This window comes from Aerococcus urinaehominis (assembly GCF_001543245.1).
Lineage (GTDB): Bacteria > Bacillota > Bacilli > Lactobacillales > Aerococcaceae > Aerococcus > Aerococcus urinaehominis.
This window is the reverse complement of sequence record NZ_CP014163.1, coordinates 1,628,330-1,649,761: the sequence shown is the minus strand read 5'-3', so window position 1 is coordinate 1,649,761 and position 21,432 is coordinate 1,628,330. Positions and strand designations below refer to the sequence as shown.

Below are 21,432 nucleotides of genomic sequence, written 5' to 3'. Positions count from 1 at the left end.
ATTGAAATTCAAATTAGCTGGGCATTCGCTGTGTGAATCCCGCCTGCAAAGTCGGCTAAAAGGAAAGTTAGATGGGATTGGGGCTCGCCTTATGTCAAGTCCACAATCTTGTGTAAATTATAGAATGTAATTGGTGGGTATAAATATTTAGACTATGTTATTAAAGAATTTATGAGGACATGTCTCCCAATATTCATGCAAATCAAGCAATACACTTCCTATAAGTCGCTCCGCAGCCTCTATATTAGGAAAGAGGCCGACAACTTTCTCTCTTCTTCTAATTTCTCGATTTAGCCTTTCTAGACTGTTAGTTGTTTTCAGTGAAACGCGATAAGGTGTGGGTTCTAATAAGTATGGGATAGCATCTTCGAAGCCTTCCTCTAGCGTATTAACAGCTTTGTCATATTTCTCATTGCCACTAACGTATTCTACAAATTCAAATTTTAACTCTCGCGCTCTTTGTTGACTATCAGCATTAAATATTCTCTTTAGAAGACTTCTCTCATGACTGCAATCCTTTTTTGGAAAATGAGCTAAAATATTACGTAGAAAATGAACCGTACACCGTTGCCAGGTAGTGCCTAAAAATTGATTACTAATCGCTGATTTTAGTCCCTTGTGGGCGTCAGATATAATTAATGTTGGTTTAGTTAGGCCTCTGGCCTTTAAATCAAGGAAGAAGTTCTTCCAGTTTTCTTCTGATTCATTATCAGCAATCATAAAGCCGATAATTTCGCGACGATTATCATCGTTAATACCCTGAGCAATATAAACACCTTTAGAGACAGAACGATGGTTTTCGCGAACTTTAATATACATGGCATCGACATAAACATATCGAAAATTCGTATGTGTTAGGGAACGCCCTTTAAATTCGAAAACAGCAGGGTCCAAGTTTTTATTTACTGAAGAGACAAATGATTTAGAAACACCTTCGCCACAGAGTGTTTCAACAACCTTCTTAATACGGCGTGTTGAGACCCCATTAATATACATTTCGGTTAAAACAGCCACAAAGGCCTTGTCCATACGTTGATATTTATCGAATAGCTTGGTATCAAATTCTCCTGATCGTGTCCGAGGGACATCCAGTTCAACAGTCCCTACCTTTGTTTTAAAGTTTCTTTTATAGGAGCCATTACGATAATCTTTCCGGTCATCTGTGCGCTCATAGCGCTTAGCATTAATAAATTCCTCACGCTCTGCTTGCATATAGGCATTAAAGATGGTTACAGTTAGGGACTTCATCATCTGATCCATATCACTGTTTAGAACTGCCTCTGTAATTTCTTCTAAGTTTAGGGTAATATTTAGTTGAGCCATAATAATCTTCCTTTCAATGTGTTTTAGCCAATTACATTGTAACCAAAAAAGATTATTATGGTTTTTCTTTTTACACAATTATATGGACTTAATCTCGCCTTAGCTCGAATCCTGCCTTCAAAGTCATCTAAAACATAAATTAGCTAAGAATGAGCAACAGATCTGCTAAACCTCCGCCTTCAAAGTCTGCTAAAAGCAGAATTAGCTAAGATTGGCGATTGACTTAACTCGAATCCTACCTCCAATGTCCGCTAAAACAAAAGTTAGATGAGAATGGACAGCAGACCAGCTCAACACCCGCCTTCAAAGTCATCTAAAACATAAATTAGCTAAGAATGAGCAACAGATCTGCTAAACCTCCGCCTTCAAAGTCTGCTAAAAGCAGAATTAGCTAAGATTGGCGATTGACTTAACTCAAACCTTGTTTTCAAAATCCGCTAAAAGAAAAGTTAGATGAGAATGAGCAACAGACTAGTTCAATCTCCGCCTGCAAAGTCAGCTAAAAGAAAAGTTAGATAAGAATGAGCAACTAACCAGCTCAACACCCGCCTCCAAAGTCAGCTAAAACAAAAGTTAGATAAGAATGAGCAACAGACTAGTTCAATCTCCGCCTTCAAAGTCAGCTAAAACAAAAGTTAGATAAGAATGAACAACAGACTAGTTCAATCTCCGCCTTCAAAGTCAGCTAAAACAAAAATTAGCCGAGAATGGCAGACAGACCAGTTCAACCCCCACCTTCAAAGTCTGCTAAAGGCAGAATTAGCTAAGATTGGCGATTGACTTAACTCAAACCTTGTTTTCAAAATACGCTAAAAGAAAAGTTAGATGAGAATGGACGGCAGACCAGCTCAAACCTCACCTCCAAAGTCCGCTAAAACAAAAATTAGCCGAGAATGGCAGACAGACCAGCTCAACCCCCGCCTTCAAAGTCCACTAAAGGCAAAATTAACTGAGACTGGCGCCGAGGTGGACTTAATGCCATGCCGATAGCTTTAAGGCGCCGGCCAAAAAGATAAAATTTCCCACAAAAAAAAGACCGCAGGCAAGCGGTCTTGTCATCATATTATTTATACCTGGCCTGCTAATCAGTCCAACTAGTTTAATCCAGTCAGGCGCTTGTGCAGGTCTTGGTAGGAGAAAATCTCGCCCCCGCTGTCAACATAGTCGGGGCGGAGCAGGTAAACCACCTTGGTCCGCTTGTCCAACAGCTGGGCCTGGCGGCTGTTAACCATCAGCTTCAAATGAGGCGATTCCAAAATATTAGTGGTTTGACCATGACCACTGGTGCCATTGGGGAAGCTAATAATCGACCGATTGACCCCCTCCTCTAGCGCCTGCAAGAAAACCTGGTCTTGACCGGGCTGGTCGGCCTGGTTTGCCACCAGCTGGTTGGCAAAATACAGGCGGTTATAAATATCCTGGTCGCTGTATTGGCGCGATTTATGGTGGTAGTCAATCACCTGTTGCAGGCGGAGCTGGCCCTGGCGGTCACGACTAAAGACCAGGCCAATCTCATTGTCATAATGCCAATAATCGCGGCCATCATACTGGCGGCGTTGGTCGGGCGGACCTAGCCGCTTCTCAATTTCCTGGCCGGTCAAGGGACCTTGCCCAGACAAAAGTTGCTCCCAGTCCCGGTTAAAGATATTATCCGGCCGGCTGACAAAGAAGGCAGCCACCAGGACCAAAGCAATCACAATCAAAGTAATATTCTCAACGCGTCTTTTCATGGTGGCAGCCTCCTTTCCTTATTTGCTTAACTTGACTTGCTTAAAGTGAAAGAGCTGTGACCTTGGTCACAGCCTTCTTAAGATTTTCTACTTTTAGTTCAACTAGCTTTGGTGGTTAACACCGAAGCTCGCACCCTGTTAGTTGGGTTTGAGCAAGCATACTATATCCATACGCATTAAAAAATGCTACGGCTATAGCAAACAAGCTGAACTGATGTTGCTTCACATAAATCGATATCATATCTGCGATATGAATCGCTTTATGCTCCAGCAAATCAGTTCAAAGCGCTTTTTCTCACACCCTGGTTTAGTCGGGCTCCGTCCAGCTGAACTGGCTGTCACTTCGCAAACTGAGACAAATTATCCTGCAAATAATGCTCCTAGTTTACGCCAGTGCACCAGTTCAATGCGCCGGTCGTCACACCCTGTTTTAGTCGGGTTCGAAAAGTCAGGGCTGACATGCGGCTAACGCACTAGCTTCGCGTCGTTTCACAAAATCCGATGATATCTTTCAGATATCATTCAGATTTTGCTCCAACGATTCAGCCCTAAACGACTTTTCTCGCACCCTGTTATTTCTTAACGAATTCTGACTTGAGCATGACGGCGCCGATGCCTTTAATGCGGCAGTCGATATCGTGGCCGTTAACCGGTTCTTCCACCAAACGAATGCCGGTCACTTTAGTGCCTTGCTTAATGGTTTGGCTGGCGGATAATTTGAGGTCCTTGATGACAATCACGGTGTCCCCATCTTGTAATACATTACCGTTGGCATCTCTAACCACCGGCGCTTGGTCAACCGCGTCTTCACTGGCGGCCTCCTCAGCTTCTGCCCATTCATGACCACACATGGGGCAGACAAAATTTTGGCCATCGTGGTAGGTCAAGTCTGACTCACAATTCGGGCAATTAGGCATATCTGACATTTATTTTCCTCCTCGTCACTAATGCTTATATACTACCAAAAAACCCGGCTAAAATAAATAGCCAGCTGACGAGCCGAGGAAAAATTAGCTACCTCGACCTTTAGCTGGCTGCTAGTCGTCAGACCCCTAGTCCCTAGCCAAGTCCAGGTAGCGGGCCGTCTTGATAAAGGGGTCGGCCATAACTTGACTCTCGCGAATGGAAAAGGAAGCCAGGCCCTCGATGGTTTGACCGACTGGATTACAAACCTTGATGGTAACAAGATCGTCCTCAATATCGACCAGGCCATAACGCCCCTCCCCGGCAAAATTTTCAGACTGCCAGTTGCAAAAGACCTGGGTGACCAAATTATTGGCCTGGCCCAAGTCAACCTGCTTGTAGATGCTGGCCTGACCACGGTGTCCAGCCAAAACCAAGCGCACATTGGGGCTAGGACTGATTAGCTCTTGCCAAAGGGCTCGGCTATTTGCCTGGACGAAGCGGTCTAAATCAGTAGCGCCCGCTTGTGGCCCATCCGGCCCCCGGTAGTCGTGGGTCATGACCACCGCCGCCTGGTCCTGGTGGTCCCATAAAAGCTGCCGCGCCCAGGCCCGCACTTGGTCGTCAGGACAATAATCCAAAACCAGGAAAATCAGCTTGTCCGCGAAGTAGGCCACGTTGGCGATCGAATCAGCCTGGTAGCGAATTTGAGCCAGCTGCTGGTTGCGGGATTCATACAAGCGGTTAAAGGCCGCCAGTTGCCGCCCCGGCATTTGCGGGCTAAAATCTCGGTCATAATCCTTAGGCCCCACCAGCGGGACAAAGTCAATACCCGCCTGGTCTAAGCGCACCAGCTCATTAAAGTAAGAATTGTTCTGGTCAAGATGGGGCTGGCCATGCCGGGTCGAATTCCCCAGCTGAAAGACGACATCAACCGCCTTTAATTGATCAAAAAACAAAATACTCGTAAAAATCGGCGCAAAAACCTCGTGAAAATGACTAGAACCGGGTTGGTCCTCAGTTACAATGGCAAATCGCATGTCCAGCCTCACCTCCTTTGCTAATTACGATAATCATAGCACGCCATTACAAATATCCTGTAAAGGTTGTGTAAATCTTCTGTTAACTTTTGTCAAATATTAGGCTTGACAAGCCCGGCCCCTGCCAGTCTGCCTGATCAACCAAGATCCTTGGCCGCAAGTAGCCAAACTAAGCCAATTAAGCTAGTTCAGGCCAGCCTCTAGCAAATTCTGACCAAAATCCACCGCCTCAAATAGCTTAACTAACGCACTTAGGCTAGTTCAGGGCCACATCCGCTACAGTTAACCAGAAAACTCGAACCCCAAGTAGCTTAACTAACACACTTAAGCTAGTTCAGCGCCGCAGCCGATTAAGTCCATATAATTGTGTAAAAAGAAAAACCATAATAATCTTTTTTGGTTACAATGTAATTGGCTAAAACACATTGAAAGGAAGATTATTATGGCTCAACTAAATATTACCCTAAACTTAGAAGAAATTACAGAGGCAGTTCTAAACAGTGATATGGATCAGATGATGAAGTCCCTAACTGTAACCATCTTTAATGCCTATATGCAAGCAGAGCGTGAGGAATTTATTAATGCTAAGCGCTATGAGCGCACAGATGACCGGAAAGATTATCGTAATGGCTCCTATAAAAGAAACTTTAAAACAAAGGTAGGGACTGTTGAACTGGATGTCCCTCGGACACGATCAGGAGAATTTGATACCAAGCTATTCGATAAATATCAACGTATGGACAAGGCCTTTGTGGCTGTTTTAACCGAAATGTATATTAATGGGGTCTCAACACGCCGTATTAAGAAGGTTGTTGAAACACTCTGTGGCGAAGGTGTTTCTAAATCATTTGTCTCTTCAGTAAATAAAAACTTGGACCCTGCTGTTTTCGAATTTAAAGGGCGTTCCCTAACACATACGAATTTTCGATATGTTTATGTCGATGCCATGTATATTAAAGTTCGCGAAAACCATCGTTCTGTCTCTAAAGGTGTTTATATTGCTCAGGGTATTAACGATGATAATCGTCGCGAAATTATCGGCTTTATGATTGCTGATAATGAATCAGAAGAAAACTGGAAGAACTTCTTCCTTGATTTAAAGGCCAGAGGCCTAACTAAACCAACATTAATTATATCTGACGCCCACAAGGGACTAAAATCAGCGATTAGTAATCAATTTTTAGGCACTACCTGGCAACGGTGTACGGTTCATTTTCTACGTAATATTTTAGCTCATTTTCCAAAAAAGGATTGCAGTCATGAGAGAAGTCTTCTAAAGAGAATATTTAATGCTGATAGTCAACAAAGAGCGCGAGAGTTAAAATTTGAATTTGTAGAATACGTTAGTGGCAATGAGAAATATGACAAAGCTGTTAATACGCTAGAGGAAGGCTTCGAAGATGCTATCCCATACTTATTAGAACCCACACCTTATCGCGTTTCACTGAAAACAACTAACAGTCTAGAAAGGCTAAATCGAGAAATTAGAAGAAGAGAGAAAGTTGTCGGCCTCTTTCCTAATATAGAGGCTGCGGAGCGACTTATAGGAAGTGTATTGCTTGATTTGCATGAATATTGGGAGACATGTCCTCATAAATTCTTTAATAACATAGTCTAAATATTTATACCCACCAATTACATTCTATAATTTACACAAGATTGTGGACTTGACACGCAGCCGCGTCAATAAGCGGAAAATCCGCCACCTCAAGTAGCTTAACTAACACACTTAAGCTAGTTCAGCGCCGTAGTCGAGCCAATAAGCGGAAAATACACCGCCTCAAATAGCTTAACTAAAGCACTTAGGCTACTTCAGCGCCGCAGCCGCGTCAATAAGCGGAAAATCCGCCACCCCAAGTAGCTTAACTAACACACTTAAGCTAGTTCAGCGCCACATCCGCTACAGCTAACCAGAAAACTCGAACCTCAAGTAGCTTAACTAACGCACTTAAGCTAGTTCAGCGCCGCAGCCGCGTCAATAAGCGGAAAATCCGCCACCCCAAGTAGCTTAACTAACACACTTAAGATAGTTCAGGGCCACAGCCGCTACAGCTAACCAGAAAACCCGAACCCCAAATAGCTTAACTAGCGCACTTAAGCTAGTTCAGCGCCGCAGCCGCGTCAATAAGCGGAAAATCCGCCACCCCAAGTAGCTTAACTAACACACTTAAGCTAGTTCAGCGCCACATCCGCTACAGCTAACCAGAAAACTCGAACCTCAAGTAGCTTAACTAACGCACTTAAGCTAGTTCAGCGCCGCAGCCGCGTCAATAAGCGGAAAATCCGCCACCCCAAGTAGCTTAACTAACACACTTAAGCTAGTTCAGGGCCACAGCCGCTACAGCTAACCAAGAAACCCGAACCCCAAATAGCTTAGCTAGCGCACTTAGGCTAGTTAAGCGCCGCAGCCGCGTCAATAAGCGGAAAATCCGCCACCCCAAGTAGCTTAACTAACACACTTAAGCTAGTTCAGCGCCACATCCGCTACAGCTAACCAGAAAACTCGAACCTCAAGTAGCTTAACTAACGCACTTAAGCTAGTTCAGCGCCGCAGCCGCGCCAATAAGCGGAAAATCCGCCACCCCAAGTAGCTTAACTAACACACTTAAGCTAGTTCAGGGCCACAGCCGCTACAGCTAACCAAGAAACCCGAACCCCAAATAGCTTAGCTAGCGCACTTAGGCTAGTTAAGCGCCAAGGCTCCCTAAGTTGAACCCTGCGCTATGGCCCCCTAGGCTGAGCCGCCCACCAAACACGCACACCGAGCTCCCCTAAACTAAACCGCACGCCAAGCTCCGCCTAAGCTAAACCGAAGTCCGCCGCCTCAAATAGGCCAGCCAGCCCAGCAAAAGCCAGCCAAAGCCGACAAGCAAAGCCGCCAGCCGACAAAGACCACAATAAAAAGGCTGGGGACCCGGCCCCAGCCCTCACAAAAGTAAAATTATAAGCTAGCCGCCCAGATAAGCAGCCTTAACCCGCGGGTCGGCGGCCAAGTCAGGGCCGGCCCCTTCTAAAACAATCTTGCCGGTTTCCATCACATAAGCGTAGTCGGCAATTTCCAGGGCCTTAGAAGCATTTTGCTCAACCAAGAGGACGGTCATGCCGCCCTGGTTGATCTGCTGGATGACCTCAAAAATTTCTTTAACCACCAAGGGCGCTAGCCCCATGGATGGCTCATCCAACAAGAGCAGCTGCGGCCGCGACATCAGGGCCCGGCCAATGGCTAGCATCTGCTGCTGGCCACCAGACAGGGTCCCGCCCAATTGTTTTTGCCGTTCTTTTAAAATTGGGAACTGGCTAAAAATCTTTTCAATATCCTGGTCAATTTCATCGTCAGTCCGCTGGAAGGCCCCCATTTCGAGGTTTTCCAATACGGTCATGGATTCCAGGATTTGCCGGCCCTCTGGCACCAAGGCAATGCCGGCGTCCACGACTTTATAAGTCGGCAGGCTGGTCAAGGATTGGTCCATAAAGGTGACCTGGCCAGACTTAGGTTTAATCACCTGCATGATGGTCTTCATCAGGGTTGACTTACCTGCCCCATTGGCCCCAATCAGGGAAACAATCTGACCGGCTTCAACCGCTAGGGAAATTTCTTTTAAGGCTATGATATTGCCATAGCCCGCTTGTACCTGGTCTATTTTTAACATAAAAGCCCTCCTATTCGCCTAAGTAGGCATCGATAACAGCCTGGTCATTTTGAATTTCAGCTGGCGTGCCGTCCGCGATCTTGACCCCGAAATTAATGGCCACAATCCGGTCACAAATTTCCATCATTAGGTTCATATCGTGCTCGATCACGATGATAGTCACGCCCATATCGTTGATTTTACGAATCAAGGCCATCAGGTCGGCCGTTTCCGAGTCGTTCATCCCGGCTGCCGGCTCATCCAATAATAAGAGCTTCGGATCAGCCGCCATGGCCCGGGCGATTTCAAGCCGGCGTTGGGCCCCATACGGCAGGGACCCGGCCAGGTCTTCCGCGAAAGTCTCCAAGCCCACCATTTCAAGCAACTGATAAGCCTTGGCAAAGGCCGCCGCCTCTTCCTGGCGCTGGGCCTTGGTCTTAAAGATCGAGGTCATAAAGTTGGCATCCAACTCGCTATGCATGCCCACTACCACGTTTTCAATGGCAGTCATCTGGTCAAACAAGCGAATATTTTGGAAGGTCCGGCTGATGCCGCGCTTAACGATTTCATGGGACTTGAGGCCGTTGATATCCTGGCCAGCCATGGTCATCTCGCCGCGGGTGACTGGGAAAACGCCGGTAATCATATTAAAGAGGGTGGTCTTGCCGGCCCCATTTGGCCCGATAATGCCAAAGATTTCTTGGTCCTTGACGGCAAAGGAGACGTCCTTTAAGGCCACCACCCCACCAAATTCCTTGGCAACATGTTCAAGTGTCAGTAACATTAGGCACCCTCCTTATCTTTTTGATTAGCTGTCACATAGTCAGGGGTTTTACCAGCCTGGCGTTTGGCCCGCAACCGCCGCACCATATCCACGGTAATAATCCCGTCCGTCCGGAAAATCAAGAGCAAGACCAGCAGGATACCGTAAATCATATCCCGCCATTCGGCCATAAAGCGCAGCATTTCTGGCAAGGCTGTCAGCACAATTGACCCCAGGATTGGTCCCCAAATCACGTCCGAACCACCGAAGACCACGCACAAGAGGTTGTCCACTGACAGGCTGAAGTCAAAGTCGCCCGGGTTGATAAAGTTAGTGGCGTGAGCAAAGAGGGCACCCGCTACCCCAGCCACAAAGGCTGATAGGACAAAGGAGGTCAACTTGTACTTGGCCACATTGATCCCGGCCAACTCAGCGGCATGGTTGTCCGCCTTAACCGCCAGGAAGGCCCGGCCGATTTTAGATTGCTCTAAGTTTAGCCACAAGTAGACAATCACGGCCATAATCAAGGCCACAATGACAATTTGAACCAGTGATTGCAGTTGGTTGTACTGGATGCCAGTATTTAACAGCCCCCAACCGGCCAATAGGTTGGTCACTTCTTGACCCAGGGACGGAATGCCTGATAGCCCCAGGGCCCCGTTGGTGATTTCCAGGTTTAAAAAGAGGACCCGGACCACTTCAGAGAAGCCAATGGTGGCAATGGTCAAATAAAGACCGGATAGTTTAGTGGTTGGCACCCCGATAATCAGGGAAACAACCGCCGCCACAATGGCCCCAATCAAAATGGATAGGAACATGGGCACATTGTAATTCATAGTCAAAATCGCTGAGGTGTAGGCCCCAATCGACATAAAACCGGCCGAACCCAAAGACACCTGGCCCGACTGGAGAACAATAAAAACTGAAATAGCCGCGATCGCATTAATCAAGGCGAACATGGCAACTTGTAGATAATATGGATTCAAAAAGCTCATTAAGGTCGACCGCCTTTCTTGATGCCGCCAAAGAGACCTTGGGGACGGAAGAACAAGAGGATAATAATTAGGATAAAGGCAATGGCATCGCGCCAAGCAGAGGCCCCGTAAGCCACGGTGAAGACCTCAGCAATCCCTAAAATGAAACCGCCAATTACGGCCCCGTTGATATTACCCAGACCACCCAGGATAACAACCGCCAGTCCCTTGAAGGACATTTGGCCCCCCATGGTTGGTGAAATGGCATCATAGGTTAGCCCCATCAAGACACCTGAAGCCGCACCCAAGGCCGAAGCCAGCATAACGGTCATGGTAATGGTCCGTGAGGTGTTGATGCCTAGTAACTCAGCCGTTTCCGGATTTTCCGAAGTGGCCCGGATGCCTTTACCAACCTTGGTCTTGTTGATCACATAAGAAATAATCACCATTAAAATAATAGCTGTTAGGAATGAGACCACTTGGACCTTAGAGACATTAACATCCCCAATTGAGAAGGCATAGTCATCTAACACCTTAGGGAAGGCATGGGTTTGCGGGCCAAACAGATTCAAGGCCAGGTTTTCTAAAATCAAGGAAATCCCGATAGTTGAAATCAGCGGCGCCAAATGCGACACATTAGCCCGTCTAAGCGGACGGAAGGCTAGGAATTCTAGCAGGAAGCCAAGGATTGCCCCGACCACCATAGCCACTAAAAGAGCCAGGAAAATATTAACTTGGTAGCGGGAAACTAGGATGAGGGCCGTATAGGCACCGAACATGAAGATTTCCCCATGGGCCATATTGATAATGCCCAAAACCCCCAGAATCAGGGTGTAACCAATAGCGAAAATGGCGTAAGTTGACCCGAGTGTCAGGCCATTAACCAATTGTTGGATAAACATATGTTTCCTCCTTTGCATGGATAGTAAATGAAATTTTTTGTTTGTGATTAAATGAACGCGCATTAGATAAATAAACAGAGCAGGAACAATTTATCTTATTCCTGCCCGTTTATGTTATTCACTTAATTCTGTAAATTGGCCATCTTCAATCTTCAAGACTTGTACGGCCATTTCTGGGTCACCTTTTTCAGTGAACTTGAAGTCACCGGTTACCCCTTCAATGGTATCGATGTTGGCTAAGGCGTCGCGGAAGGCTGCCCGGTCTTGGGTCTTGCCTGAATCTAACCAAGCTTGGTAAAGCAGGTAGATGGCGTCATAAGATTGGGCCGCAAATTGGTCAGGCTTCTTGCCGTACTTAGCTTCGTAGTTAGCGTTGAAGTCACGGACCTTGTCAGAATCGCGGTCTGGGAACCAAGGTGTCCCAACAATAGAACCGTCAGCCGCTGCTCCAGCTTGTTCGATAAACTCAGGTGAGTTAAAGCCGTTAGAGCCAACGATTGGTTGGTTTAGCCCCATTTCCCGGGCCTTCTTAACGATGAGAGCCCCCTCTTGGTAAAGCGAAGCCACCGCAATTACGTCTGGATTTTTCGCCTTGATGTTAGTTAATTGGGCTGAGAAGTCTGTATCGCCATCCGCAAAGGTTTCGGTGGTTACCACTTCTACCCCAACTTCATTAAAGGTATCTTGCAGGGTATTGTTAACAGATACCATCATGTCGTTGTTTTGTGAATAAAGGACGGCAGCTGTCTTGTAGCCTAATTCATCGTGTGACTGGCGAACGGCTTCAGCAACTGCCGTTGACTCAGGAATGGAGTTACGGAAGATGTAGTCACCGATATCAGTGATACCTTCAGCTGTGGTTGAGGTTCCCAGCATGGTCACGCCCGCTTCTTGGCCAATTGGGCCAGCCGCAAACATTTGACCTGATAAAGTTGGCCCTTCAATGGCTAAGACATTGTCAGAGTGGATCAGCTTGTTGACGGCGTTGATGGTCTCATTCTTGTCACCCTTGTCATCTTCGACAATCAGTTCAACTTGACCGTCACCCTTTTGGTTAATTTCTTCAACGGCTAACTCAGCACCCTCTTTAATAGAAGTACCATAAGCCGCCGCGTTACCAGATAAAATCGTCACTAAACCGAATTTAGCAGTATCCGCGTCCCCACTCGCATTGCCGGCAGAATTTCCGCCACCGCCGCCACAAGCGGCCAATAGAAGCATGGCAGAAGCTGCCAAGCCAAACAAAGATTTCTTCTTCATTGTTTTTTCCTCCCCAAATAATTTGTTAAAGATTATTTTACGCATTCTTAAGAATAATGCAAGTCAATTTTCGAATTTTCTGTCAATTTTGACAGATTAGAATTGTTATAAAATTTAAAAAGACTGTTATCACGGACTTTGTGAAGTTTGTTGGCTAAATATAGCAAATAAAAACTTTTATCGACCGGTGGCTTGTGAAAAATATCCAGCCACTCTTAAACTTTTTTTAATTGTTTCTTAATAACTAACAATTCATACAATTGACCAATGATGGTATAATTTAACTTTATAATTAGGAGGAGTTACATTATGAAAAAACAATCCCTCAGTCGCAGCCAGCGACTGGTCACCGCACTCATGTTGTTCGGCCTCTTTTTTGGTGCCGGTAATATTATCTTTCCCATTTTCCTCGGTCAAGCCGCTGCCAACCAGACCCTGATCGCCAGTCTGGGCTTTAACCTGACAGCTGTCGGCCTGCCCCTCTTGGCCATTGCCGCCATGGGGATTTCCGGGTCAGATTCGGTCATGACCCTGGCCAGCCGGGTATCTAAACCCTTTGGCTACTTCTTTACCATTGCCTTGTACCTAACCATCGGCCCCTTCTTTGCCATTCCCCGTTTGGCCACCGTCTCCTATGAAGTTGGCCTGACCAGCTTCGTCCCGGCCAACCAGCAAGGCCTGGGTCTCTTTAGCTATTCCTTAATATTCTTTGCCCTGGCCCTTTTTTTGGCCCTGCGCCCATCGCGGATTATCGAATGGGTAGGTAAGTACCTGACCCCGATTTTCCTGGCCCTCTTACTGGTCATTGTCATCCGCGCCTGGCTCGATCCAGCCGGTTTGGACACCAGCCAAATGGCGACTGGTAATTTTGCCGGCCAAGCCTTGACAACCGGGCTCTTAGAAGGTTACAACACCATGGACTCCCTGGCAGGTTTGGCCTTCGGAATTATCGTGATTAAGGCCATCCAGGATTTTGGCGTCAAAGAAGGCCGCCTGGTCGCCGTTGAAGTGGTCAAATCTGGCTTCCTAGCTATCTTGTTGATGTCAATTATCTACCTGGCATTGGCCCTCTTAGGCTGGCAGTCACGCAACTACCTGCCCCTAGCTGAAAACGGCGGTATTGCCCTGTCACAAATCACCCAACACTACTTTGGCCAGGCCGGTCAAGTCCTCTTGGCCCTCCTGATGTTTGTGGCCTGTCTCAAGACCGCTATCGGCCTAATTGTGGCCCTATCCGAAACCTTTGCCGGCATGTTCCCTAACCTTATCAGCCAACGGGCCTGGGCCATCATCGCCAGCCTGGTCGGATTTGGCGTCGCCAACATCGGTCTAACCGCTATCATTCAATTATCCCTACCTGTCCTCATGCTGCTCTACCCGCTGGCCATCGTCCTGATTGTGGTCGCCCTCCTGCCTTATCGTTGGCAAGGACCGCGCGTCTACCAAGCAGCCACCGCCTTTACCCTGGTGCCAGCCCTGGTCGATTTTATCCGGACCGCCCCAGCCGTCTTATCTGAGTCCGGCCTAGGTACAGCCGTCCAAGCTTGGGCCACCAGCTACCTGCCCCTCTATGGCGTCGGCTTTGGCTGGATCCTCCCAGCCCTAATCGGTATCCTAGTAGGTCTCTGGCTCAACAACCGCCAGCGAGCTTAATCCAGTTAAATAAACTAACAGCCCCGCCCTTGATGAAAGCATCAGGGACGGGGCTGTTTTATTTTAAAGGCTAATTCAAGGCTGGCACACAGCGCTTGGTGGTGAAACGATATTCACTACACGAACGCGCCTAGTTAGAGGAGTGATTTAGGATAGTTAGAAAATCAGTGCCGCTAAAGCTAGCTTCACTAGCTCTTTTCGCTTAGTTAGGGGAGTAATTTTGACCGACCATGTCAAGTCCACAATCTTGTGTAAATTATAGAATGTAATTGGTGGGTATAAATATTTAGACTATGTTATTAAAGAATTTATGAGGACATGTCTCCCAATATTCATGCAAATCAAGCAATACACTTCCTATAAGTCGCTCCGCAGCCTCTATATTAGGAAAGAGGCCGACAACTTTCTCTCTTCTTCTAATTTCTCGATTTAGCCTTTCTAGACTGTTAGTTGTTTTCAGTGAAACGCGATAAGGTGTGGGTTCTAATAAGTATGGGATAGCATCTTCGAAGCCTTCCTCTAGCGTATTAACAGCTTTGTCATATTTCTCATTGCCACTAACGTATTCTACAAATTCAAATTTTAACTCTCGCGCTCTTTGTTGACTATCAGCATTAAATATTCTCTTTAGAAGACTTCTCTCATGACTGCAATCCTTTTTTGGAAAATGAGCTAAAATATTACGTAGAAAATGAACCGTACACCGTTGCCAGGTAGTGCCTAAAAATTGATTACTAATCGCTGATTTTAGTCCCTTGTGGGCGTCAGATATAATTAATGTTGGTTTAGTTAGGCCTCTGGCCTTTAAATCAAGGAAGAAGTTCTTCCAGTTTTCTTCTGATTCATTATCAGCAATCATAAAGCCGATAATTTCGCGACGATTATCATCGTTAATACCCTGAGCAATATAAACACCTTTAAAGACAGAACGATGGTTTTCGCGAACTTTAATATACATGGCATCGACATAAACATATCGAAAATTCGTATGTGTTAGGGAACGCCCTTTAAATTCGAAAACAGCAGGGTCCAAGTTTTTATTTACTGAAGAGACAAATGATTTAGAAACACCTTCGCCACAGAGTGTTTCAACAACCTTCTTAATACGGCGTGTTGAGACCCCATTAATATACATTTCGGTTAAAACAGCCACAAAGGCCTTGTCCATACGTTGATATTTATCGAATAGCTTGGTATCAAATTCTCCTGATCGTGTCCGAGGGACATCCAGTTCAACAGTCCCTACCTTTGTTTTAAAGTTTCTTTTATAGGAGCCATTACGATAATCTTTCCGGTCATCTGTGCGCTCATAGCGCTTAGCATTAATAAATTCCTCACGCTCTGCTTGCATATAGGCATTAAAGATGGTTACAGTTAGGGACTTCATCATCTGATCCATATCACTGTTTAGAACTGCCTCTGTAATTTCTTCTAAGTTTAGGGTAATATTTAGTTGAGCCATAATAATCTTCCTTTCAATGTGTTTTAGCCAATTACATTGTAACCAAAAAAGATTATTATGGTTTTTCTTTTTACACAATTATATGGACTTAATCACCGACCAAGGCAACGTCACACCCTATAGCCAATTTCTCTGCCCTTTATCACCTAATTAGGGTAGTGAATTCTAACAAATAAGGCAGGACACATACTATAAACAGTTTCTCTACCCCTTATCACCCAGTTAGGGTAGTGAATTTCATCAGCTGGGAAATTCCCAGCTCTAAAGACAATTTCTCTACACCTTTTCGCCTAGTTAGGGTAATGATTTTGACCGACCAAGGCAATGCTACTCCTCATAGACAATTTCTCTACCCCTTCTCGCCTAATTAGAGTAGTAAATTCTAACAAATAAGGCAGGCCACACACTATAAACAATTTCTCTGCCCCTCATCACCCAATTAGGGTAGTGAATTTTAACAAATAAGGCAGCGCCACACCTTGTAGACAATTCTCTACCCCTTATCGCCTAGTTAGAGTAGTGAATTCTACCAGCCAAAAATACTCATCCCTGAAACCAGCAGCATAAAAAAAACCGCCTAGCTCACTTAAGAATTAGCGCTAGGCGGTTTCTAGTTCATATGTACTTGTCAGCAGGGCCACTAGTCGGCTTTGAAAAAGCAGCCCCCACACCCTTTAGTCGGGTTCGGTCTGGCAGAACTGAAGTCCTTTCATAAAATCCGACACAATATCTGCGATATTACTAGCCTGGGGTTCCAAGGATCCTGGTCTAAGCGCCAACGCTCGCACCCTGTTTAGTCGGGTTCGACTTGGCAGGCATGACGTCACTTCAGAAATTAGTCTCAATAGCTTGCAGCTATTGGCCTCATTCCTTCCAGTGATTCATTCCTGAGCGCCAAAGCTCACACCCTTTAGTCGGGTTCGGTCTGGCAGAACTGAAGTCCTTTCATAAAATCCGACACAATATCTGTGATATTGGTCGTCTTATATTCCAAGGATTCAGTTCTAAACGCCAGCCCTCACACCCTATTCAACTAAACTTACCCAAAGTAAATCAGGTAGAAAACGCCCAGGGTGGCGAAGAAATTATTTAAGGCATGGACTGCCATGGCATCAACCAGCTTCATACGCTGGAAGTAGGCCCGGTGCATGATATAGCCCATGGCAAAATAAAGGAAGAAGGAGAGGAAGTTGGTTGATAGGTGGACGCTAGAGAAAAGCAGACTGGCCACGATGGCCGTCAAATGGGTCTGTTTACCCTTGAAGAGATAGTGGGTCATCAAACCGCGGAAAATCAGCTCCTCAGCCAGGGGCGCCACCAGGCACATAACCACTAACGCCACCAGGATGCCGACCGTTGACCCCTGGCTAAAGGCATCAATAATGGCCTGGTCGTTAGCCGTCGTTTGATCGCCATTCAGGTAGAGGATCAGCCAAGATAGGACCGCCACCACCACCCGCATAATTAGGAAGTAGATCACAACCAGCTTGCCATTAGGTTGGCCCAGGCCCTTGATAGCAGCTAAGCGGCCCTGATTTTTATCAGCTGCTGAACCCGCCGGCTGAGCGGCCAGGTCTTGGCGGTCGCCAAGTGGCTGGTCCGGCGCAAGCTGGTCAGAGCCGGGCTGGCCCACCACCCACTTGCGGTATTGGCAAAATAACCAGTAAATCATAGCAAAACTAACCACCAGGCTCACTAGACCAACCACCAGCCCCCAGCCATTAGGCAGGGCCAAGGTCATCATGGGCAGGCCATTGGTAATATTAATCAGCAGGATATAACCCACCATCACTAGGCAGCGAATAAAGAGATTGGGATAATTTTTTTCTGACATAAAGTCCTCCTTAAAGGTCTGTTTTCATTACTTGTTTCATTGTAACACAGCCAAATCCAAGCAGCCCCGGTCAAAACCTTGATTATAATCCAGCCAGCCCAAAAGCCAAAACAATCAGCCCCCCAAGCCCTCGAAACCTAAAAACTATCAATGACCCCAGCCCACCACCAGACCTCTCGGCTAGTCTTGGTCCTTGAAAATAACCCCATTGCTAGCCAGTTGGTCCAGGGTTTTAGGGCCGATACCGTCAAGGGCCAGGACTTGGTCCCGGGTGACGTCAGCAAAATCCTCCTTAGACCCCAGGCCAGCGTCAACCAGAATCCGGGCCTTGTTGCCGGAAATCCCTTCAAATATGGGATCAAAAATCTGGTCGTGGCGGGCCGCCGTCTCACGGAAGAAGTCCCGCCGCCAAGTAAAGGCCTGGGGATCCAGGTCGACCAAGATGTCGCGGACCTGGCGGTAGAGGTAACTACTGCGCTCATAAAGCGGGCTCATAATAGACAAGCAGAAGGCCAAGCGCCCATGGTCAACAGCCATCCGGCCCTTGTCATCCAGGGGCAGGGTCTCCAAGTTGATCTCCTCAAAGCCTAGTGCCGACTGGAAGAAGAAGGTCACGGCTGAGTTCTTCAGCCAGAGCCGCTTAATTAAAGTCTGGGCATAGGCCAATTCATCACCAAGAATGGCCGGCGCCACCATGGCCAGCATCATCTGGTCATCGGCTTCACCCCCGAATTGCTGGTAGACATGCTGGGCCCGTTTGGGCTGGTCAGTCAAGGCATAAATCGTCATCAAACGAAAGCGCATGCCCAAATCATCCTCAGGCAGGATGTCTAAAACCCGGTTGGCCAAGTTTTCAGCCCGTTTAAAGAGAAGCTGGTCAATTAAGAGTTCAATCAAAATCGTCACAAACTGGCAATAAGGCCAGTTAATGGTGGAATCCAAATTCTGGCTAGCCAGTTGCTGGTGGTAGCGCTTTCGGTAGGCCTTTTCAAGCGCCATCATCTCGTCCAGGTCATCCGGCGGGGTTAGGCCGGTCAGATAACGCAAGATCTGGCCAGTTAAATTTCCCGGCTCCAGCTGGGCCACCCGGTCCAAGAGCCCCTGGCGCTGGCTTGGGTCATCCGTTAATTGGACCGCCTCTAAAATCGCATGGACATCGCTTGACTTGACCAGGTGATTATAGTCAATATCCATATAGTTCTTGACATAGGCCTCAGCTGCCGCTTCTTCATCGGTAAATTCCTCAGCCATCTGACTAATAAAGTCAAGAAAATCCTGGTATAACTCATCATCGTGCTTGTCCTTCATGCCACTACTCCATTCTTTGGGATAATATCCCAGTTCTTATCCCTATTCTAACAAGACTTGCCCCAACCGCCAAGCCCCAACTCTAGCGGGCCAGATAAATACTGGCCTAAGAAAATCTTAAGTAAATGGTCAAGCTTAATTACTTCTTTTTTACAAGTTCTTTGCCTAAGATATAGGAGTAAGAGAAAGGAATGTTTGCATGTTAACTTTAAAAAACCTGCGCAAGACCTACCAGGTAGGCGACACCACCACCCACGCCCTGGATGGGGTGTCGATTAATTTCCGGCCCCAGGAATTTGTCGCGATTTTGGGGCCCTCGGGTTCCGGTAAAACCACCCTGCTCAATGTGGTAGGCGGCCTGGACACCTACGACCAAGGCGATATGGTCATTAATGGCCAATCGACCAAAGACTTCCAGGACCAGGACTGGGATGCCTACCGCAACAACACCATTGGCTTTATCTTCCAGTCCTACAATCTGATCAGCCACCTAACCATCCTGAACAATGTCGAACTGGGGATGACCCTATCCGGACTTGACAATGAGACCAAACGCCAAAAGGCCTTGGACGCCCTGGACCGGGTCGGCCTGGCTAACCAGGTCCACAAGCAACCCAGCCAGTTGTCTGGTGGTCAAATGCAGCGGGTAGCTATCGCCCGGGCCCTGGCCAATGACCCCGACATCCTGCTCTGTGACGAACCAACTGGGGCCCTGGACTCAAAAACCGGCCAACAAATCATGCAGCTCATCCAAGAAGTGGCCCAGGAAAAACTAGTCATTATGGTCACCCACGACCAAGACCTGGCCGAAAATTACGCCAACCGGATTGTCCACTTCAAGGACGGGGAAATTATGGCCGACTCCAACCCCTACCAGGATGAAGACCAGGCCAACACCCTCCAACTAAAGCGGACCAAGATGTCATACTGGACCGCCCTGAAACTATCCTTCAATAATATTAAAGCCAAAAAAGGGCGGACCTTCCTGACCGCCTTTGCCTCCAGTATTGGGATTATTTCCATTGCTGTGGTCCTGTCCCTGTCCAACGGTTTCCAACAAGAAATTGAGGACACCCAGGCCGAAACCACGGCTCAGTTCCCCATCACCATCTCCCAAGTGGCCTCGGACCCTTCCAATATCGACCGCGACCAAGCCGACCTGCCCGACTACCCGGACACTAACCAGGTCACGGCCGTCGCTGACCGGGCCCAGGCCGCCCAGCACGAAAATGATATCAACCAGGACTTTGTCGACTATGTCAAAAAGATTGACCCGGCCCTGGCCCCCTATATCAATTTCAACACGGCCACTAACTTGCAGCTGATGCGGGAAATTGCTGGTGATATCCAGCCAGTGACCCTCTCCAACTTTGACCAGGATTCAGCCACTGGCCAAGTAGAACAATTCTACGCCGCCAATGCTGGCCTGGGCAGTTCGACCTTCCCTGATTACGTCGGCAATGGCGACCAAAACTTCCTAGCCAGCAACTACGACCTCTTGGCCGGCCAATTACCAACCCAGGCCACTGACCTGGTCCTAGTCGTCGATGACCACAATCAGACTAACCTCAATGCCTTGAAAAACCTAGGCTTTGATATTAAAGACGGCCAAAATCTGGACATGGATCAAATTATCGGCACCAAAGTCCGCTGGATCGCCAACGACAACTACTTTGAAAAAGTCCCATCCGGCCAATTCGTGCCCAAAGCAAACACCCAGGCGGTCTACCAAGCGGACGGTAACCAGGACCTGACCATCACCGGCGTGGTCCGGGCCAAGCCCGACGCCACCATGGCCATCTTGAGCCCCGGTATCGCCTACGCTAACGACTTGACCCGCCAGGTCATTGACATTAACCAGGACTCTGAAATTGTCCAAGCCCAACAAGACAGTGACCGCAATATCCTGACTGGTCAAAAACTGACTGGCGACCAAAAATCACAAATCCTCACCAGCTTAGGGGCTGCAGGTCAACCTACCTCAATTATGGTTTATCCAAGTAACTTTGAAAGCAAGGACCAGGTCCTCGCCTACCTGGACCAATATAATGAAGGCAAGGATGAGGCCGACCAAATCCTCTATACCGACTTGGCCGGCACCATGACCGAACTAACCGGTGGCCTCATGGATGCCATCACCTACGTCCTGGTCGCCTTCGCTGGCATCTCCCTAGTCACCTCCATGATTATGATCGCCATCATCACCTACACCTCTGTTCTAGAACGGACCAAGGAAATCGGTGTCCTCAAGGCCCTAGGTGCCCGCAAGAAGGACATCACCCGGGTCTTCGACTCGGAAACCCTGATTTTAGGGGTCCTGTCCGGCCTGATCGGGATCGGCGTGGCCTATGCTGCCACCGTTCCAATTAACTTGGTGATTGAAAACCTAACCGGCCTAGTTGGCGTGGCCAAGCTCAACCCTTGGCATGCCCTGGCCCTGCTAATTACTGCCACCGTCCTCACAGTATTAGGTGGCCACATCCCCGCCCGCATGGCCGCCAATAAGGATGCGGCTGAGGCCTTAAGGGCAGACTAGGAAATAAAATCCAGCACAATAAAACAGTCCCCGCCAACTGTCATCCAGTTTGCCAGGGACTGTTTTATTTTATGGTATTTGACTAAACCTCTTTAGGCCCACAGCATGCTTAGCT

The 21,432-nt window shown here is 47.5% G+C and carries 15 protein-coding genes; 3 read left to right on the top strand and 12 right to left on the bottom strand.

Translation table 11 applies throughout. The features are described 5' to 3' along the window. Positions 1 to 147 precede the first annotated feature (147 nt). The 4 genes from AWM75_RS07700 to AWM75_RS07685 form a co-directional block, all read right to left on the bottom strand. Positions 148 to 1,323 (bottom strand): IS256 family transposase, encoded by a 1,176-nt coding sequence (locus AWM75_RS07700; protein ID WP_067977262.1) that lies wholly within the window; start codon positions 1,321 to 1,323, stop codon positions 148 to 150. Between the two features lie 1,094 nt (positions 1,324 to 2,417). Next, positions 2,418 to 3,053 (bottom strand): hypothetical protein, encoded by a 636-nt coding sequence (locus tag AWM75_RS07695; protein ID WP_067980446.1) that lies wholly within the window; start codon positions 3,051 to 3,053, stop codon positions 2,418 to 2,420. Between the two features lie 572 nt (positions 3,054 to 3,625). Continuing rightward, positions 3,626 to 3,979, bottom strand: a complete 354-nt coding sequence (locus AWM75_RS07690; protein ID WP_067980442.1) for a zinc ribbon domain-containing protein YjdM — start codon at positions 3,977 to 3,979, stop codon at positions 3,626 to 3,628. A gap of 126 nt (positions 3,980 to 4,105) precedes the next feature. Then, on the bottom strand, positions 4,106 to 4,996 hold the full coding sequence (locus AWM75_RS07685; protein WP_067980439.1) for a metallophosphoesterase family protein: 891 nt from the start codon (positions 4,994 to 4,996) through the stop codon (positions 4,106 to 4,108). Between the two features lie 442 nt (positions 4,997 to 5,438). Here AWM75_RS07685 and AWM75_RS07680 point away from each other — a divergent pair, with 442 nt between their 5' ends. Beyond that, positions 5,439 to 6,614: an IS256 family transposase gene (locus AWM75_RS07680; RefSeq protein ID WP_067977262.1), complete on the top strand. Its 1,176-nt coding sequence runs from the start codon at positions 5,439 to 5,441 to the stop codon at positions 6,612 to 6,614. Between the two features lie 1,330 nt (positions 6,615 to 7,944). Here the strand turns inward: AWM75_RS07680 and AWM75_RS07675 are convergent. The 5 genes from AWM75_RS07675 to AWM75_RS07655 form a co-directional block, all read right to left on the bottom strand. Continuing rightward, positions 7,945 to 8,646, bottom strand: a complete 702-nt coding sequence (locus AWM75_RS07675; RefSeq protein ID WP_067980436.1) for an ABC transporter ATP-binding protein — start codon at positions 8,644 to 8,646, stop codon at positions 7,945 to 7,947. Positions 8,647 to 8,656: 10 nt separating this feature from the next. After that, the gene (locus tag AWM75_RS07670; RefSeq protein ID WP_067980432.1) at positions 8,657 to 9,409 is read right to left on the bottom strand and encodes an ABC transporter ATP-binding protein; all 753 of its coding nucleotides are present in this window, start codon (positions 9,407 to 9,409) and stop codon (positions 8,657 to 8,659) included. Beyond that, the gene (locus tag AWM75_RS07665; protein WP_067980429.1) at positions 9,409 to 10,383 is read right to left on the bottom strand and encodes a branched-chain amino acid ABC transporter permease; all 975 of its coding nucleotides are present in this window, start codon (positions 10,381 to 10,383) and stop codon (positions 9,409 to 9,411) included. The genes AWM75_RS07670 and AWM75_RS07665 overlap by 1 nt, the downstream gene beginning before the upstream one ends. Next, positions 10,383 to 11,264: a branched-chain amino acid ABC transporter permease gene (locus AWM75_RS07660; protein WP_067980427.1), complete on the bottom strand. Its 882-nt coding sequence runs from the start codon at positions 11,262 to 11,264 to the stop codon at positions 10,383 to 10,385. The genes AWM75_RS07665 and AWM75_RS07660 overlap by 1 nt, the downstream gene beginning before the upstream one ends. A gap of 114 nt (positions 11,265 to 11,378) precedes the next feature. Continuing rightward, positions 11,379 to 12,524, bottom strand: coding sequence for an ABC transporter substrate-binding protein (locus tag AWM75_RS07655; protein ID WP_082702096.1), 1,146 nt, complete (start codon positions 12,522 to 12,524; stop codon positions 11,379 to 11,381). Positions 12,525 to 12,833: 309 nt separating this feature from the next. Here AWM75_RS07655 and brnQ point away from each other — a divergent pair, with 309 nt between their 5' ends. Then, positions 12,834 to 14,177, top strand: a complete 1,344-nt coding sequence (gene brnQ / locus AWM75_RS07650) for a branched-chain amino acid transport system II carrier protein (protein WP_067980418.1) — start codon at positions 12,834 to 12,836, stop codon at positions 14,175 to 14,177. Positions 14,178 to 14,463: 286 nt separating this feature from the next. On the opposite strand, the gene AWM75_RS07645 is transcribed toward brnQ, so the two are convergent. From AWM75_RS07645 to AWM75_RS07635, 3 genes are all read right to left on the bottom strand, one after another. After that, complete coding sequence (locus AWM75_RS07645) at positions 14,464 to 15,639, bottom strand: IS256 family transposase (RefSeq protein WP_067980415.1); 1,176 nt, start codon at positions 15,637 to 15,639, stop codon at positions 14,464 to 14,466. A gap of 1,039 nt (positions 15,640 to 16,678) precedes the next feature. Beyond that, complete coding sequence (locus tag AWM75_RS07640) at positions 16,679 to 17,473, bottom strand: CPBP family intramembrane glutamic endopeptidase (protein ID WP_067980412.1); 795 nt, start codon at positions 17,471 to 17,473, stop codon at positions 16,679 to 16,681. A gap of 180 nt (positions 17,474 to 17,653) precedes the next feature. Further along, entirely contained in the window at positions 17,654 to 18,781 is a 1,128-nt protein-coding gene (locus tag AWM75_RS07635) for a helix-hairpin-helix domain-containing protein (protein WP_067980409.1), read from the bottom strand. Positions 18,782 to 18,980: 199 nt separating this feature from the next. Here AWM75_RS07635 and AWM75_RS07630 point away from each other — a divergent pair, with 199 nt between their 5' ends. Next, on the top strand, positions 18,981 to 21,317 hold the full coding sequence (locus AWM75_RS07630) for an ABC transporter ATP-binding protein/permease (RefSeq protein WP_067980407.1): 2,337 nt from the start codon (positions 18,981 to 18,983) through the stop codon (positions 21,315 to 21,317). The last annotated feature ends 115 nt before the right edge of the window (positions 21,318 to 21,432 follow it).

Coding starts and splice junctions, on each gene's coding strand:
- AWM75_RS07700 (WP_067977262.1), bottom strand. CDS start 1,323: ATGGCTCAACTAAATATTACCCTAAACTTAGAAGAAATTACAGAGGCA.
- AWM75_RS07695 (WP_067980446.1), bottom strand. CDS start 3,053: ATGAAAAGACGCGTTGAGAATATTACTTTGATTGTGATTGCTTTGGTC.
- AWM75_RS07690 (WP_067980442.1), bottom strand. CDS start 3,979: ATGTCAGATATGCCTAATTGCCCGAATTGTGAGTCAGACTTGACCTAC.
- AWM75_RS07685 (WP_067980439.1), bottom strand. CDS start 4,996: ATGCGATTTGCCATTGTAACTGAGGACCAACCCGGTTCTAGTCATTTT.
- AWM75_RS07680 (WP_067977262.1), top strand. CDS start 5,439: ATGGCTCAACTAAATATTACCCTAAACTTAGAAGAAATTACAGAGGCA.
- AWM75_RS07675 (WP_067980436.1), bottom strand. CDS start 8,646: ATGTTAAAAATAGACCAGGTACAAGCGGGCTATGGCAATATCATAGCC.
- AWM75_RS07670 (WP_067980432.1), bottom strand. CDS start 9,409: ATGTTACTGACACTTGAACATGTTGCCAAGGAATTTGGTGGGGTGGTG.
- AWM75_RS07665 (WP_067980429.1), bottom strand. CDS start 10,383: ATGAGCTTTTTGAATCCATATTATCTACAAGTTGCCATGTTCGCCTTG.
- AWM75_RS07660 (WP_067980427.1), bottom strand. CDS start 11,264: ATGTTTATCCAACAATTGGTTAATGGCCTGACACTCGGGTCAACTTAC.
- AWM75_RS07655 (WP_082702096.1), bottom strand. CDS start 12,524: ATGAAGAAGAAATCTTTGTTTGGCTTGGCAGCTTCTGCCATGCTTCTA.
- brnQ (WP_067980418.1), top strand. CDS start 12,834: ATGAAAAAACAATCCCTCAGTCGCAGCCAGCGACTGGTCACCGCACTC.
- AWM75_RS07645 (WP_067980415.1), bottom strand. CDS start 15,639: ATGGCTCAACTAAATATTACCCTAAACTTAGAAGAAATTACAGAGGCA.
- AWM75_RS07640 (WP_067980412.1), bottom strand. CDS start 17,473: ATGTCAGAAAAAAATTATCCCAATCTCTTTATTCGCTGCCTAGTGATG.
- AWM75_RS07635 (WP_067980409.1), bottom strand. CDS start 18,781: ATGAAGGACAAGCACGATGATGAGTTATACCAGGATTTTCTTGACTTT.
- AWM75_RS07630 (WP_067980407.1), top strand. CDS start 18,981: ATGTTAACTTTAAAAAACCTGCGCAAGACCTACCAGGTAGGCGACACC.